This is a genomic window from Chryseobacterium sp. Leaf201 (assembly GCF_001421435.1).
In the GTDB taxonomy this organism is placed as follows: domain Bacteria; phylum Bacteroidota; class Bacteroidia; order Flavobacteriales; family Weeksellaceae; genus Chryseobacterium.
Genome location: NZ_LMKA01000121.1, coordinates 1 through 15,507 on the forward strand (window position 1 = coordinate 1; position 15,507 = coordinate 15,507).

Genomic DNA, 15,507 nt, shown 5'->3' on the forward strand with positions numbered 1-15,507 from the left:
AAGCCCGTCTCCGGGAATGATGGTGTACATCAATAAAAGCGGAGCCAAAAGGCTGGCCGTATACAACGGAAGCAAATGGTCTTACTGGAGACAATAAAAAAAGATTTTAAAATCAAAACAAAATAATCGTCTAACAAGGATGTTTATACATTATCTCAACCTGGAGCTGCCCTACTTAGTGTAAGGCAGCTTTTTTTAACGGTTGGAATAATAAATCCGGCTGAGTATTCAGGTATACTTGCGTATCATATTTTTACAAGGAAACTTTTCAGGAAGCACAGAACGCGGTGCAATCAATGCGGCAACTTTCCCCTGAAATACCCGTATACCCAGGTTCCGGAAACTGCACTCAGCAACGTAACAATAACGGCAAAAGACCCGGTTCCGATCTGCGCGAACAGAGGCCCGGGACAGGCGCCCGTAACGGCCCAGCCAAATCCAAAGATCAGGCCGCCGTAAATCTGCCCTTTACTGAATTTTTTCGAAGCGATAAATACCGGTTCTCCTTCAACTGTCTTTATTTTAAACCTTTTAATCAGCCAGACAGAAATCATTCCGGTCACGATCGCACTTCCGATGACGCCGTACATGTGAAACGACTGCAGGCGGAACATTTCCTGGATCCTGAACCAGCTGATGATCTCGGCTTTTACAAATACAATCCCGAATAAAATACCAACAATTAAATATCTCAAATTATAATGCCATTTATGCTGAAACCGACTTTCGGCAGTACAGCTGCCGGCCTGATGGTATATTTCTTTTTCTTTTGTCATGATGATTAAATTAAAGTGATAAAATAAGCGGAAAAACCACATTGGCCATAAAGAATCCGCCGGCCATAAAACAGACGGTAGCCACCAGGGACGGCCACTGCAGATTGGATAATCCCATAATGGCATGCCCGCTTGTGCATCCGCCTGCATACCGGGTTCCGAAACCGACCAAAAACCCGCCGCCGACCATGGTGATGAAGCCCTTTAAGGTTAAAAGACTTTTAAAATTCATCAACTGGACAGGGATAAGGTTACTGTAATCTGTAATTCCATAAGATGCGAGTTCGGTTTTGAGGTCCGGATTGACTGTAATTTCCCCGGGATTCATCAGGAAATAAGCAGCGATCATTCCGCCGAAGAAAATACCCAGGACAAAAAACAGGTTCCATGCTTCTTTTTTCCAGTCGTATTTGAAGAACTCAAGATCCGCAGGGATACATGCTGCACAGATGTGCCGCAATGATGAGCTGATTCCAAAGGACTTGTTGCCTAAGATCAACAGTACGGGAACGGTGAGGCCGATGAGCGGCCCTGCAATATACCACGGCCACGGTTCTTTTATTAAATCCAACATAATTTATTTTTATTTAAACTGAGTGTAACGTTTACGCTGACAGACAAAATTGCTTTTGGGAACACCGGTTTTTGAGACGGCATTAAACCCGCCTTTAATTTCGGTAAAATTACGGAATCCTCTCGCCTGAAGAATGCCTGCTGCCATCATACTTCTGTAGCCGCCTGCACAGTGAAGGTAAAAATGTTCCATCGGGTCAATTTGCAATATCCATTCATTGATATAGGCTAAAGGTTTATTGTAAGCCCCGTCCACATGTTCAGCCCGGTATTCACTTTCTTTTCTTACATCTAAGATGTTTACGTTTTTATCTTTGATTTCATTTTCAAACTGCTGTGCGGAAATCCTGCTGACGGTATCTGTTTCTTTCCCGCTGTTTTTCCAGGCTTCGAAACCGCCTTTCAGAAAACCTAGAACATAGTCAAATCCTACCCTGCTCAGTCTGGTAACGGCTTCCTCCTCACTGTTTTCATCGGTAATTAACAGAATCGGTTGTTTTACATCTGCAATCAGAGTGCCGGCCCAGGGTGCAAAATCCCCTTCCAACCCGATATTAACGGACTGAGGAACAAAACTTTCTGCAAATGTATCATGATTTCTGACATCCAGAATCAAAGCCCCGGAATGCTCCGCTGTTTCTTCAAATTCTTCAGGCGAAAAAGCGCGGAGGCCTTTAGCCAGCACCTCATCAAAACTGATGTACCCTTTTTTATTCATCGCGACATTCATCCCGAAATAAGCCGGCGGCGGAAGAAGCCCGTCTGTAACAGCTTTTATAAAGCTTTCCTTATCTTTTTGGTTGAGCGCGTAATTGGTCTTCTTCTGATTTCCCAGGGTATCCACGGTTTCTTTCTGCATATTTTTTCCGCATGCAGAACCGGCTCCGTGAGCGGGACAGACCGTAATTTCATCATTCAAAGACAGTATTTTCTGATACAGGCTGTCATAAAGCAGCCCGGCCAGTTCCTCTTGGGTAACGCTTTCCTCTTTCTGAGCCAGATCCGGCCGGCCGACATCTCCCAAAAACAAAGTATCTCCACTGAAAAGCGCTTTTTCTTTTCCATTTTCATCAACCAGTAAAAACGAAGCGCTTTCCATTGTATGTCCCGGAGTATGCAGGACTTTTATTTTGATTTTCCCGATTTCAAAAACCTGCCCGTCTTCAGCAATAACGGCTTCAAATTCAGGATCTGCCGGTGGACCGTACACAATCGGAGCACCCGTTTTTTTGCTCAGACCCACATGGCCGCTCACGAAATCTGCATGGAAATGGGTTTCAAAAATATATTTTAATGTTACCCTGTCTTTTTCCAGTCTTTCGATGTATGGCTGGGTTTCCCTTAACGGGTCAATGATTGCCGCTTCGCCTTCAGAAACAATGTAATAGGCTCCCTGGGCAAGGCATCCGGTATAAATCTGTTCTATTTTCATATGTATTTATTGTATTGTAAATTTCTATGTTCTCTACTGTTCCTCCAGCTACTTTTGTTACATAAGACCTCATCTTTTTGCTGATGATTGAAATTAAACGTAAAGTCCGCAAAGTTTTCTTTTGACTACTGACTGTTTTTAAAGTTTTGCATACCTTCAGTTTCTGAACCGGATCATCGCAGCCCGACTTGAGCGGAAATCCTTTTTTTTGCAGAGGGAAAGCTGCGGCAAAAAGATTGGGAGCGGAAGGCGGAGAAAGCTGCCCAAAAAATACTGATTAAATTAAAGGAAAAGCTCCCTGATGATAATATAAATACCCATCACCAGAATAAACCAGCCGAATGCAGGCTTCAGCTTTGCACCGTTAATTTTATCTGAGAGCTGTGATCCGATAACAATTCCCACGACAGCCATTGCAGAGACAGGCCCTAATACATTCCATTGTATTTTAACGTGATCTATTGACGAGAAAAATCCGATCAGCGAGTTCACGGCAATAATAACAAGCGAAGTTCCCACAGCAACTTTCATCGGTGTTTTCAGCAGGCCGACCAATGCCGGAATAATCATAAATCCGCCGCCTGCTCCTACAAGCCCCGTCAGCATACCGACCATACAGCCCTGCCCTGCTGCCAGAATCGTATTGTTTTTTTCTGACCGGACGGTTCCTGTGACCGGTTCCACACTTTTCCTGATCATCTTATAAGAAGAAACAACCATTAAACCGGCAAAAACCAGCAGCAGAACAATATCTTTGGTGACCGTAACCGTTAAACTGTTGATACGGAAAACTTCATCAGGAATTAGCGGCAAAAGGTAATGCCGTGTGAGAAAAATAGAAACAACGGACGGGATCCCGAAGATGACGGCCGTTTTAAAATTAACCAGGCCTTTTTTAAAATAGGAAAATGAGCCGGCCAAACTGCTGATCCCGACAATAAAAAGTGAATATTCTGTAGCCAGAAAGGCATCTACACCCAACAGGTACACCAAAACCGGTACGGTAAGAATACTGCCGCCACCACCGATTAAACCCAACAAAATACCGATAAAAACCGATGCTGCATATCCAAGAATTTCCATTTTTCAACTTTTATTGAGCAAAAATGGGGATATCCGGGAAGCTGTACCGCTACTTTTGTTACATAAGGAAATTTAAACGGAATCTGAAAGCATAATCCTGTTTCTTCCCAATACCAGCCTGCCGGAATCTTCCAGCTGCTTAAGAAGCCTGGATACCACTACCCTGGCCGTCCCAAGCTCATTGGCAAGCTGCCAGTGGGTTGTAATGATGGTTTTAGAATGGGATATTTCAGACTTTTTATTGAGCAGGGCCAGTAATCTTTCGTCCACTTTTCTGAAGGCAATGGCATTAATAATATCCAGCAGCTCTTCAAAACGTTTGTGGTACAGCCTGAAAATATAATCCAGCCATTCCGGGTATTCTCTTATAAATAATGTAACCTTTTCCATGGGTAAAAAAAGGATTTCAGATGCTTCTTCCACTTCGGCTTTTACCATGCTTTTTTCATTGTGCATCCCGCCAAGAAATGACATGATGCAGCTTTCACCTGCTTTGATGTAGTACAGTAAAATTTCACGCCCGTCTTCTTCCGTCCGGATAACCTTTAACAGGCCTTTCATCACAATCGGGATAGAACGTATGGATGCATTTTCATCCAGGATAATCTCTCCTTCCCGGTACGTTTTCCTAGTTCCGTTCCGGTACAGGGTATCCGTTAATTCTTGGGAAACACTGAATTCTGAAGAAAATATATTATCACTCATGGTATAGGAATAGGAAACGAATGTACGTTTATTTAAGGATTCTCAGACATTGTTGCGTGAAATTTCCGTCGGTAACTTCAATTCTGATTCTGATATTTTCGCAGGAAGCTTATTTTAAAGATATTGAAATCTGCCCCTTAATAAAAATCCCCGGCCCGACTTAAAGTCGGGCCGGGGGTTTTTCGCTGAATATGCTCAGGCTGCTAAAAATATAAATTCCGGGTTTTCAGGTACATGATCAGTTCCTTAGGACGGTCGGTCTGAATGATATTAATGCCTTTCCGGATATACCAGTCATAGACATCGGGATTTTCCAGAGCCTTGTCGTCATTATGTCCGGCATTGTGATGGGGCCACAGGGAATTCACCCAAATTTTCACCTTGCTTTCCTTCAGCTTTTTAAAATCAATCAGATTATTTTCCGTTGTTCCGACGGTAAATTCAAAACCATATACCTTGTAATTTTTAAGATAGGCGGAAATGTTTTCCAGGTCTTCCGGTTTTCCCAGCCTGATGATGGGCATGTAATGGATGTCTTTTTTAATGTCGCCATACTTTGTGTTGAATTCGGCATACGATTCATGGCCTTTGAACAGAATCTGATCCAGCATTTTACGCTTTTTTAACAGCGGGTAAACCTGTTTGATATAGTCGAAGCCTTTGTCAAGATTAACCAGGATTTTACCGTCCGTAATATCAAGGATTTCTTCCAGTGTAGGGACTTTCATCTGGGTTTCCACGCCCAAGCCGTCTTTAAGATTCAGGTTTTTAATTTCCTTCAGGGTGAAGTCAGACGGTTTTCCTTTGCCTGTGGTCGTCCTGTCTATGGTATGATCATGCATGACGATCAGAATGCTGTCTTTGGTCATCGCAAGATCGATTTCTACCATATCCACGCCTTTTTCAATGGCTTTTTTAACGGCCCATACTGAGTTTTCTGGGGCTTCCCGCCAGTCTCCGCGGTGGGCCACCACCATTACTTTGTCATCAGGAAATCCTGAAAGTGAAACATTTTCTTTCTTCTGCGCAAAAAACAGCGACGAAACCGTTATAAGAAGCAGGTATAATACTTTATTGTTTAACATTGTTTTGAATTTTTATTAATATCCAGGGTTTTGTTTAATGGCCGGATCTGTATTGATCTGCCCTTGCGGAACCGGCATCAGGAGATGATGGTTATCAATCTGTGCCGTACTGTATCCGGGATTATTCGCGAAATAATTCTTCATAACCGAAACGGCTTTTCCCGTCCTGACCAGATCAAACCAACGCTGGCCTTCTCCTACAAACTCAAGCCTTCTTTCCCGGTCTATTTCATCCAGAAGCACACTTGCTGCCGAAAAATTTACTTCGGCAATCCCTGCCCTCTTTTTAATTTTATTCAGATATATGTTGGCATTGGCAGCATCATTCTGCCGGGCATAGCACTCGGCCATCATAAGGAAAACATCGGCCAGCCTGATCACCACACAGTTGCTTCCTCCGTCTGCAATGGTATTTGAGGTCTTAACCAGTTTTTTACTGAACGGGATTCCGCTTGATGTAAGTCCGATATAGGCAGAACGCCTGGTGTCGCCTGTGGAATAAAGGTTATACACTTCTTTTGTGGGAAGGTTGTGCCCTTTTGCTCCTGAAACCGATCCCGACGGGCTGAACATCTGGAATGCCGTGCTTCCCTCTGAATTTCCGTTTAATCCTGAAGCAAACTGGACATCAAAAATAATTTCGGCATTGTTTTCATTGGTAACATCAAAAATCTTGGCAACATCCGGCAGCAATTGGTACCCCAAAGGTTCCACCTGGCTTAAATACGTCAGTGATTCTGCATATTTTTTCTGTGTTAAAAGCACTTTACCCAGGATTCCGAGTGCAGCACCTTTGGTTACCCTTCCTTTTTGTGCGGCCGTTGCAGGCAGGAGGCTGACCGCTTCTTTCAAATCGGTTTCTATGGCCGAATACACTTCTGCAGCCGGTGTTTTCGGCTGTCCGAAATAATCATTCACATTCGTGGTTTCTTTAAGCACCAAAGGAACATCGCCGAATATCTTTACGAGATTGAAATACATCAGTGCCCTGAGGAATTTCATTTCCCCGGTTCTGGAAGCCTTCAAGGCATCAGTCATATCCGAAATCCCCCCGATCCTGGTTAAAATAATATTTGCCTGCTGGATCCCGATGTAATTATCTTTCCAGGCACTGGCAATCAGGCTGTTGTTTGCCTGAACGGTGAAAAAGTCGAGCTCGCCGTAGGTAAAGGAATCGTTTGCAGGAACCTCATCATACGTATTATCAGAAGGCAGTTCGCCTAATGCGGGCATGGCCAGCTGATACTGTCCCACATACTGCAGTGATCCGTACACTGAAATAATTCCCTGTTCAATTTCTGTAGAATTCGTGTAAAACTGGGATGATACTTTCTGTGCTTCAGGGTTTACATCCAGAAGATCTGATGAGCATGAAGTGATGATTGAAAGACTGAGTATTGTAATGAATAGTTTTTTCATGATTTAAAATTTAAGATTAAAGCCCATAGAATAAATTCTGGCCACCGGATAATAAGCCTGGTCAAAACCCTGGGTAAGGACATTGTCTGAAGTGGCATCAATATTCATCCCTCTGTATTTTGAAAGGGTAAAAAGATTGTTCCCCACCATATAGATCTGTGCGTTTTCGATCCCGATATTTTTAAGCATGGACTGGGGTAAGTTGAAGGCTAAGCGAAGCGATCTCAATCGCACATAATCTGCATCTTTGAAGTAGAGATTTGAAGTCCTGGCTTCCTTCCGGTTGTTTGAGAAGTTCATATTGGGCATCCCGAAAAACCCTTCAGGATTGGTTACGGCATTGTAACGGTTGTCAAAATAATACTGTGATGCCATCCCGAAACCTTCCCCGGATTCTAAGGTGGTTACGGCATCTGCGTTGTAGATTTTCTTGCCGATTTCGCTGTACAGTGTGAAGCTCAATTCAAAAAGCCCGTATCTCAGGTTGTTGTTAAACCCGATAATGTATTTCGGCACGCCGCTCCCGAAACTTCTTTTATCATCCACATTAATCTTTCCGTCGCCATTCAGGTCTTCCATGATATAATCCCCGACCATGGTTCCTGTGATGTGAGGCGAACCGTTGATCTCAGCCTGCGTTTTGTAGATCCCGAGAATGTTATAGCCATACATTTCGCCGATGGAACCGCCTACTTTTGTCACGGAGAAATTATTTTCCCCGGTAATGATCTGGTTCTGCCCGTTCGCCAAGGCAAGGACTTCGTTTTTATTCGTAGAGAAATTCAAACTTCCGGAATAGGTGAAATTGTTTGCCAGGCTGAAGGTTTTTGAGGCAATCTGCAGTTCAAAACCTGAATTTTTGATCTTTCCGATGTTCTGAAGCGAAGTACTGAAACCCGACTGCTGGGGAACCGGCACATCCAGCAACAGGCCGTCCCTGTTCAGGATGTAATAATCTGCGGAAATATTTAAAACATTCCTGAATAAGGAAAAATCAATCCCGAAATTGTTTGACCTTGATTTCTCCCAGGAAATATTAGGGTTTGGTGCTGTTGCCGTGGTGTACCCCGGTGCTAAAGTATTCCCGAAGGTATAATTATCAGGATTCATAAGGGAAAGGGCGCCGAAATTCGGGATCTGGTTATTCCCGTTGCTTCCCAGGCTGTAGCGTAATTTAAGATCAGTAACGGTATTGTTTTCAGGGAAAAAGCTTTCGTTGCTCACCGTCCATCCTGCGGAAAACGCATAAAAATCTCCCCATTTTGAGTTTTTCCCGAACCGCGAAGAGCCGTCCCTCCGGAAAGAGGCCATCAGGTTATATTTATTGTCATAGGTATAGTTTACCCTGCTGAAATAAGACAGCAGCCTCCATTTGTACTGTGTAAGTGTATTTTTAAAAGCCGTTCCGCCCGCGATATTTCTGATGCTGTTATCCGGGAATGAAGTAGCTTCCGTCAGGAGCTGGCTGTTGTCTTCCTGCTGGAAAGACTGGCCCAGAATTGCATCTACCCTGTGCGCATCCCATTTCCGGTCAAAGGAAACCACGTTTTCAATTAAATAATTCTTCCGGATATATTCTGTCCTGTTGGCAAAGGTAACATCGGGTGCCGCTGCTCTGTACGCACCCACCGTGGAAGGATCGAAGAAATTATATTCATAGTTGGTATAATCCCCTCCTACGGAAAACCTGTATTTCAGGCCTTTCATCAGCTCCAGCTCCGTAAAAATATTTCCGAAAGTTTTAAAAAGAGTGTATTTCCTGTCTGTCATTTCCTGTACAGCAACCGGGTTTTCTACCAAAGCTCCGTCTGTTGCGGTATTGCCCAGAATCTGCTGGGAAATCGCCAGGCTTCCGTCATTATTGTACGGTTTGAAAAACGGATACGTTGCCGTTGCCATCTGCAGCGGGTTGTAGCTCCTGGAATTGTTTGATGCATTGATAGTTCCCGTTGCATAAGAAGGCGTCATGGTAATCCCCACTTTCCAACGGTCCGTAAGGTCAGTTGACAGATTGATGCTTGTTGAAAATTTTTCGTAATCTGTCCCGATGACCAGTCCTTTCTGATTAAAATAGCTTGTGGTAAAAGCATATTTGCTGGTACTGCTTCCTCCGGTAATATTCAGTGAAGTCTGGCTGATGGGTGCCGGCTTCATTACGGTATTTAGCCAGTCGGTATCTGTTAATCCCGGCTGCTTGGCCAGGTAAGGTGCAAGATAAGTGGGAATCAGTTCCCTGAGAGAAGCGCCTTTGCTTACCCTTGTCGCATTATCATCCAAAGCACTCCTGTTGCTTCCCTTGGAAAGGTAATTGTTGTCCCTTGCTTCTTTCAGGAACGTGGCCATGTCATAAGCATTTACCAGCTTTACGTTGTCGCTTCTCATCTGCATCCCGTAATAGGTATCAAAAGAGACATTCATTTTCCCGTTTTTTCCCTGTTTGGTTTCGATGATGATGACCCCGTTGGCTCCCCTTGAACCGTAAATAGCTGAGGAGGCCGCATCTTTTAAGATATCGATTTTTGCAATGGAATTGGGATCTATCGCATTCAGGTTAGACCCTTCCGTTAAAGGAAGCCCGTCTACCACAATCAGAGGATTGGAGCCTGCCGTTAAGGTACCGATCCCCCTCACCCGGATGGATGGTGAACTTCCCGGATTGGCGTTAGCCTGGGTAATCTGCACACCCGTGGCTTTTCCGGCAATAATGTCCCCGAAGTTGCCGGAAGCAATGCCTTTCATCTGTTTTTCATCAATGGAAGAAATAGAACCGGAATTATTTTTCCTGCTCTGTTTTCCGTAGCCGACCAGAACGACTTCATCAATTACTTTTTCCCTGGATTTTACAGTATCATTCACCATACTGAGGTAATCTGCAGATGTTGTCCTTGACAGCGTCTGAATTTTAGAACCTGCTTTCGGATTGAGACGGACCGTCACGGTATTGCGGTCTACATTAAAATCCAGTCCGGCATTTTTCTTCAGGTAGTCCAAAGATTCTTTAAGAGACCGGTAATTCATCTGTGAATCGTCTACCATCACTTCTTTCAGGTCTGAAACTGAATAAAAGAACTGCACTCCATACTGTTTTGAAAGTTTTTCAAAAACCTTGTTTAAAGGAGTTTTCCGCCCGGTGACGGATTGTTGAAAACATTTTTTAGCGGTTGCGTGGGAAAATTGTGGTACGCACAAAAGACCCAACAACATCATGCTAATTGTTGTTTTTTTCATAGCTTTGCTGAAATTAGTTGTTATTGACTGATTAATATCCAATGCATCGGTAACCCCCATTACCGCTGCATTATTTTTTTAGAATAATATGTTCATGTGTTTTTTTCTCAATGTTCAGGTTAAAAGGGAAACTTATGGTGCGGAGCACTTTTTCCAGGTCTCCTGAAATATCTCCGGCAATGATATTGTCTTTATATTCACGCGGATATTCTATTAATACATTATACGTTTTTTCAAGCTGCGACACGGCTTCGTCAAATCTCAGGTCATTAAAATCAAAGTTTCTTTCGACATCATTATCATAGAAATGTTTTTCAACCCCGTTTTTATCGGCAAGCCAGGTTTCTTTAGGCAGAAGAAATGTGGAACGGCCTTTATAATTGATTTTTACTTTTCCTTCTTTCAGGTAGACTTTATTGTTTTCTCTTTGATCGAGGGTAAACTGAGTCCCCAGAACCTGTACTTTAAATCCCCCGGCATCCACCACAAACGGAAACTCCTTATTTTTAGCGACACTGAAAAAAGCTTTTCCTTTAAAAGACACTCCCCTGTTTTCGCCTCCGAAACCTTCGGCCAGAACCAGTTCGCTCTGAGGTTCCAGCGTAATCGTACTTCCGTCCGACAGTATAAAAGCCTGTCTGGAACCTGAACTTTTAAAAACCAGTTCTTTCTGTACAGAATAGGAAGAATTTCCGTTTTCAAAAAGATAAAGGCCCATAATCGCCATAAAGGGGATGAGCACTGCGGCAACTGAGAATGATGTCCGGATGTATTTTTTAACCCGGATCTTTTTTTCGATACCGTTCCAGATTCTCCGGTCTGAAGAAGGTTCTATCTTGCGGTTTTCCCGGGTTACCGATTTCCACTGTTTTTCGAAATCCATTTTATCTGTTTCAGGTCTTTAACAGAGAATACGCAGGAAAGAAAGAATCGTCCACCCTGTTTTGTTTGATTTAACAATCTGTTCATATACGTTCACACACGGTTAAAACACAGAGGAAACGCAATTGCAGAAAAATTAACGGAAGAATTTAATCGCTGTTTGGATTTAAAAAAGCTGACGAAGATTATGAGAAAGACGCAAATCTTAAAGGAAAATTTGACACAGATGCCCTGAATTGTAATTGAACGGAAATATATTAAGTCACGTTAAAAGTCTTTTTTACATTTTAGTACGGGAATTTAAACAGGCTGTCAGAAAAAATTAAGATGGTTACGCAGGAACTTCAGGACTTTATTGACGTGCTTTTCTACGGCGGTTTTTGAAATATTGTTTTCTTTTGCAATGGTAAAAAGGCTGAGGTTCTGCATCTTGTTCTGTACAAAAAATTCCCGGCTCCGCTCCGGAACCTGCTCCAGAAGGGTTTCGATTTTTTTCAGTCGGTCTTCCTGCTGCAGTTTTTCGTCAATCTGCACATCGTCTTCAGATACATTTTCCCGGGAATTTTCAAGCGGCACAAAAATCATTTTCCTTTTCCTGTAAAAATGGGAAACTTCCTGCTTTGCAGATTTAAAGACCAGGGCTTCTACTTCTGATTCGGAACCTGTTTTCGGCAGATATTTCCAGATATGCATAAAAGTATCCTGAACGGTTTCTTCAATATCTTCTTCTTCCGAAATGTATTTTGCTACAAAAAAATATACCCTGTGCTTATATTCTGAATATATTTTTTTAAAATCGGCCATCACTTTTATGCTTTTAAAGAGTTAAAAAACTCAGTTATGCAAAACTACCCAAAAGGCCATAATGACATATTAATGGTACGTTAACTTTTGATCTGATTGAAAATATGCACTGCAGCAGCAGGCAAACAGCCCCTGAAAAAGGTTAATTTTTACAGAAACTAAAAACACTCACTTTTTATACAAACGCATCGCTTAGGCCTGCCGCAACAGGCATGGAGCCTGATTTTAAAGGCGTTTTTGATAAATAATGAACAATTTTTAAAAATCCAGGCAATGCTTACAGGCATAAATTTTTATACACCCAATGCCTGTCTTCCATCCCTCTGACCATACCGCTTGCAGAAAGATCAACACATATACAATTCATTAAAAACAAAATATGTATCTGAATATTTAGGCATAATTGATAAAAAATTATTAATTTCGGAGAGAACCAAATCCTATTCTTATGAAAAATTTAAAAAAAGTCAACAGACAGGAAATGAAAGCCATCAAGGGCGGCATTAACTGCCCGGGCGGCCAGCTGTGTTTAATCAAAGGCAAATGGCAATGCATGCCTTACGACGGGTGCGGCGGCGGAAACCAGCCTTAGAATTTCAAGTTTAACCAAATTATTATTTATTATGAAAAATTTAAAAAAAGTTTCAAGAGACCAATTAAAGCATATTAACGGGGGTGCCTTAAGCTGCTCCCAGGCATGCTGTCCGCCTCCGGGGATCAAAAGATGCCCATGGATCATCTGTGTAGCTCCTTGTGATATATTGAGTTAGATCAGGGAATATAACTATTTGAAAATTAAAACGCCCCGAAAGTCAGAGACTTTCGAGGCGTTTTAAATTAAATATGTTATTTAAAGTAAAAGCAGTTAACTTTTAAGCAAGTTTTGTGATGTGATAATCCGCAACAGCTTTAATCTGAAACTGATGCGCCAACGCGGAAGCCGCGGATGCTCCATATGTTCACTGAGCATGATAAAAGTTACCACCAGCATTGCAATATGATGACCCTCCGGCAAAAGCATCGGGAAGAGCATCAACGCCCATCCTGCTCCCACACACCAAAGGCCGTGTACCAAGCCAAATGAAAATGCATCTGTGTACGCTTTAATACCCCAGGCGGCCAATACCGGATGGCTGTGTCCTTTATTAAGGCATTTCTGCTTAACGGGTGAAAACTGCCATATCAAAGCAATCAGCCCCAGGACAATTGCCGGAATGTATGAATTGGGCATATTGGCATTTACGAGGAGAATAAAAATATTGATCAGAAAACCGATCAAAATCCAGATAAGCGCATAACCCGTTATAAAACATATGGAAACTAAAAACCTCATATGCTTAAAAGTGTGTTCACTGATGATCTGAAGCGGAACAATGAGCTTCGGAAGCATCATCGCAAAAACCATTAATATCCAACCGGCCATCATATCAGATAGAGGATTCATTTCAAGCAGCATCTTAAAAGACTGCGGTCCTCCGTTCATTGTTACATGACAGTGTTTAACCGTCATCAGGTCACCGGGATTCCAGAGTAAAAAGACCCACAGGACCACACTGATGCCAATCACCGTTAAACTGATCAGATTACGGTTGATAAAAGACATTTTCATTTTACTGCTTTTCACGGTATACACTCACTCTTCCTACCGTGATTTTGGCATCAGGCAGAATTTCATTGTCCGGCACCACTGAAACATCCAAAGAATCAATTTTTTCAATACCGTCTTTCAGATATAAATCATCGATTACATCCGTGATATCCAGAGAGAACGTAAGGCCGTTACCGCCTCCGTGTGAATTCTCAGATGATGCATTACGCAGCCCGAAAAGCGCTATAAATCCTGCATGATGATCATTTACCTTTACTTCAAGGGTATTTGCATTAATATTTCCCTTTACATTTTCAAGCAGCAGATAAACACGGTCCGGGACCTCTTCTGCAGATGCTTTCAGAAAGCTGTTTGAAACTCTTTTTAATACTTTCTGAGAAAAATCAACTTTTGTATTTGTGACCGCATTCTTTATTTCAAAAGATTTTTGGTTTGCCCCTACCAATTCTGTCTGTTTTTCGTTATTGTCCATTGTATCATCAGTTAGTTCAACGGTATCATTGCTATTGATGCCAAGTTTTTTCAGCCTTTTTCTGTTATCATCAGCCGGAAGGTTTTCTGCCTGTGTTTTAAGGTCATCATAACCGTAATCCAGTTGATTCAGGTCAGTAACGTCTGCCGGGGTATACACCCATTCCTTTCCGTCAATCACCGGCATTACAAACTCACGTTCACCTATTTTCTTCGGACCTTCCAGCCATTCTGCTGCAGTGGGATTGCTGTGGCCCTGTTCATTCCAGGCTGCCCACATCCGGTCAATATTGCAATGGTGAAGATAAAAAACAGGATCAAGTGCTGCCGTATCAGCATCTGACATGATGCCTTCACGGCCTGAAACAACGCCCCCTACATCATTGTGTACAAAATTATGGGGATTGGTCTCCAGGCTGTTTTCCGGGAAGATGGTCCCATAATGGGAGAAAGGTGTAACCGGACCACCGTAACAATTCTGGCGGCCTGTAAAATCAGTCTTACCCTGGCAGGCCTGCGTGACCCTCGGTTTTCCGTCTTTAACTAATTTAACATAGATATTGCCGTCATTATCCGGCCCGTATCTTTCCTTTACAAACAGGGGATTGGGCGTTTTATCCGGTAAGAACTGTTCGGTAAATGCCGTTGGGATTTTATTTTCTTTTTCGCCGCCAAAATAGTTCCAATAAGGCAGCGCCCAGTCTTCAGGCCCGTTAAGCTTTACGATGGCTGACCGGATCTGGATCTCAAGCGCCATCAGGTAGCCGCGGTGCCAGGGCGTAAAATACCAGGTCTGATGCTGGCACTGATTCCAGTATTTATCTGTAACGGATGATGAGGGTACAGGACTTACCGGTACCTGCGGCGGTGACTGAATTTTTCCCCAGTCTATGGCATTCGGGTTTCCGGCAATATTCTCACCGTGAATGGCGGCAAAAAACCACCAGCTGGTAGGATCGTCCAGTTTACGGGACTGCATTTCTGCCACACCCTTTGCGTACCAGAACAGATCGGAATTATCAAAAGTTCCCTCCTGATTCCACGCATTTTTTCGTAGGAATTTTTTCATGTATTGATTAGTTTTATGTTTAAAACAGTCTGTAGACTCTAAGGTTATTGTACAGCCTGTTAATGTTTATAAATCTAAGTGTTTTTTTCTACATACCCCACACAACTGACTGAAATTAATGTTTAAGCCTGTTCAATCTTATTTAAAAAACACTTAAGCTATTTAAAACTCTGATAAATACTGTTATATGAGTTCATTTTAGATAAACATCAAAAATTTCAAAATTCAGATGCTGTTCTATATACTAATAACAGTTACTATAATAAATCTTCAGTGTATACAATTTAATAGGATCTAAAATAATTATACTGTTTTTTACTTTTTAAAGAGGATAAAGTCAAGCCAAAGTTTAAATTGCTTTAATAATAAAT

The 15,507-nt window shown here is 42.4% G+C and carries 14 protein-coding genes; 2 read left to right on the forward strand and 12 right to left on the reverse strand.

The features are described 5' to 3' along the window. Positions 1-293: 293 nt before the first annotated feature. The 10 genes from ASE55_RS17720 to ASE55_RS17765 all read right to left on the reverse strand — a co-directional run bounded on the left by ASE55_RS17720 (position 294) and on the right by ASE55_RS17765 (position 11,987). Entirely contained in the window at positions 294-776 is a 483-nt protein-coding gene (locus tag ASE55_RS17720; protein WP_056222831.1) for a YeeE/YedE family protein, read from the reverse strand. 10 nt (positions 777-786) lie between these two features. Further along, positions 787-1,350 carry a YeeE/YedE family protein gene (locus ASE55_RS17725; protein WP_056222834.1) on the reverse strand — a complete coding sequence of 188 codons (564 nt, stop codon included), beginning with the start codon at positions 1,348-1,350 and terminating at the stop codon, positions 787-789. 9 nt (positions 1,351-1,359) lie between these two features. Further along, positions 1,360-2,781 carry an MBL fold metallo-hydrolase gene (locus ASE55_RS17730; RefSeq protein WP_056222838.1) on the reverse strand — a complete coding sequence of 474 codons (1,422 nt, stop codon included), beginning with the start codon at positions 2,779-2,781 and terminating at the stop codon, positions 1,360-1,362. A gap of 282 nt (positions 2,782-3,063) precedes the next feature. After that, on the reverse strand, positions 3,064-3,864 hold the full coding sequence (locus ASE55_RS17735) for a sulfite exporter TauE/SafE family protein (RefSeq protein ID WP_056222840.1): 801 nt from the start codon (positions 3,862-3,864) through the stop codon (positions 3,064-3,066). Positions 3,865-3,936: 72 nt separating this feature from the next. Further along, on the reverse strand, positions 3,937-4,569 hold the full coding sequence (locus tag ASE55_RS17740; RefSeq protein WP_056222844.1) for a Crp/Fnr family transcriptional regulator: 633 nt from the start codon (positions 4,567-4,569) through the stop codon (positions 3,937-3,939). 203 nt (positions 4,570-4,772) lie between these two features. Further along, positions 4,773-5,654 carry a glycerophosphodiester phosphodiesterase family protein gene (locus ASE55_RS17745; protein WP_056222847.1) on the reverse strand — a complete coding sequence of 294 codons (882 nt, stop codon included), beginning with the start codon at positions 5,652-5,654 and terminating at the stop codon, positions 4,773-4,775. 15 nt (positions 5,655-5,669) lie between these two features. Then, positions 5,670-7,073, reverse strand: a complete 1,404-nt coding sequence (locus ASE55_RS17750) for a RagB/SusD family nutrient uptake outer membrane protein (RefSeq protein ID WP_056222850.1) — start codon at positions 7,071-7,073, stop codon at positions 5,670-5,672. Positions 7,074-7,076: 3 nt separating this feature from the next. Next, positions 7,077-10,301, reverse strand: coding sequence for a SusC/RagA family TonB-linked outer membrane protein (locus tag ASE55_RS17755; RefSeq protein ID WP_056222863.1), 3,225 nt, complete (start codon positions 10,299-10,301; stop codon positions 7,077-7,079). A 70-nt stretch (positions 10,302-10,371) separates the two neighbouring features. Then, positions 10,372-11,184: a FecR family protein gene (locus ASE55_RS17760; protein WP_056222853.1), complete on the reverse strand. Its 813-nt coding sequence runs from the start codon at positions 11,182-11,184 to the stop codon at positions 10,372-10,374. A gap of 311 nt (positions 11,185-11,495) precedes the next feature. Next, positions 11,496-11,987, reverse strand: coding sequence for an RNA polymerase sigma factor (locus tag ASE55_RS17765; protein WP_056222856.1), 492 nt, complete (start codon positions 11,985-11,987; stop codon positions 11,496-11,498). Between the two features lie 448 nt (positions 11,988-12,435). On the opposite strand from ASE55_RS17765, the gene ASE55_RS20385 reads away from it, so the two are divergent. Both ASE55_RS20385 and ASE55_RS20515 read left to right on the forward strand, forming a co-directional pair. After that, on the forward strand, positions 12,436-12,579 hold the full coding sequence (locus ASE55_RS20385) for a bacteriocin-like protein (protein ID WP_157844669.1): 144 nt from the start codon (positions 12,436-12,438) through the stop codon (positions 12,577-12,579). A 31-nt stretch (positions 12,580-12,610) separates the two neighbouring features. Beyond that, positions 12,611-12,757: a bacteriocin-like protein gene (locus ASE55_RS20515; RefSeq protein ID WP_185116304.1), complete on the forward strand. Its 147-nt coding sequence runs from the start codon at positions 12,611-12,613 to the stop codon at positions 12,755-12,757. 95 nt (positions 12,758-12,852) lie between these two features. Here the strand turns inward: ASE55_RS20515 and ASE55_RS17770 are convergent, their stop codons facing one another. Next, positions 12,853-13,596, reverse strand: coding sequence for a DUF2182 domain-containing protein (locus ASE55_RS17770; protein ID WP_128414617.1), 744 nt, complete (start codon positions 13,594-13,596; stop codon positions 12,853-12,855). 1 nt (position 13,597) lies between these two features. Next, a complete protein-coding gene (locus tag ASE55_RS17775; protein WP_056222861.1) occupies positions 13,598-15,136 on the reverse strand; it encodes a tyrosinase family protein in 1,539 nt (512 codons plus the stop codon). Positions 15,137-15,507: the final 371 nt, after the last annotated feature.

Excerpts from the sequence above, each read along its gene's own strand:
- ASE55_RS17725 (WP_056222834.1), bottom strand. The coding sequence starts at position 1,350 with ATGTTGGATTTAATAAAAGAACCGTGGCCGTGGTATATTGCAGGGCCG.
- ASE55_RS20515 (WP_185116304.1), top strand. The coding sequence starts at position 12,611 with ATGAAAAATTTAAAAAAAGTTTCAAGAGACCAATTAAAGCATATTAAC.
- ASE55_RS17740 (WP_056222844.1), bottom strand. The coding sequence starts at position 4,569 with ATGAGTGATAATATATTTTCTTCAGAATTCAGTGTTTCCCAAGAATTA.
- ASE55_RS17765 (WP_056222856.1), bottom strand. The coding sequence starts at position 11,987 with ATGGCCGATTTTAAAAAAATATATTCAGAATATAAGCACAGGGTATAT.
- ASE55_RS17730 (WP_056222838.1), bottom strand. The coding sequence starts at position 2,781 with ATGAAAATAGAACAGATTTATACCGGATGCCTTGCCCAGGGAGCCTAT.
- ASE55_RS17735 (WP_056222840.1), bottom strand. The coding sequence starts at position 3,864 with ATGGAAATTCTTGGATATGCAGCATCGGTTTTTATCGGTATTTTGTTG.
- ASE55_RS17770 (WP_128414617.1), bottom strand. The coding sequence starts at position 13,596 with ATGAAAATGTCTTTTATCAACCGTAATCTGATCAGTTTAACGGTGATT.
- ASE55_RS20385 (WP_157844669.1), top strand. The coding sequence starts at position 12,436 with ATGAAAAATTTAAAAAAAGTCAACAGACAGGAAATGAAAGCCATCAAG.
- ASE55_RS17745 (WP_056222847.1), bottom strand. The coding sequence starts at position 5,654 with ATGTTAAACAATAAAGTATTATACCTGCTTCTTATAACGGTTTCGTCG.
- ASE55_RS17755 (WP_056222863.1), bottom strand. The coding sequence starts at position 10,301 with ATGAAAAAAACAACAATTAGCATGATGTTGTTGGGTCTTTTGTGCGTA.
- ASE55_RS17760 (WP_056222853.1), bottom strand. The coding sequence starts at position 11,184 with ATGGATTTCGAAAAACAGTGGAAATCGGTAACCCGGGAAAACCGCAAG.
- ASE55_RS17720 (WP_056222831.1), bottom strand. The coding sequence starts at position 776 with ATGACAAAAGAAAAAGAAATATACCATCAGGCCGGCAGCTGTACTGCC.
- ASE55_RS17775 (WP_056222861.1), bottom strand. The coding sequence starts at position 15,136 with ATGAAAAAATTCCTACGAAAAAATGCGTGGAATCAGGAGGGAACTTTT.
- ASE55_RS17750 (WP_056222850.1), bottom strand. The coding sequence starts at position 7,073 with ATGAAAAAACTATTCATTACAATACTCAGTCTTTCAATCATCACTTCA.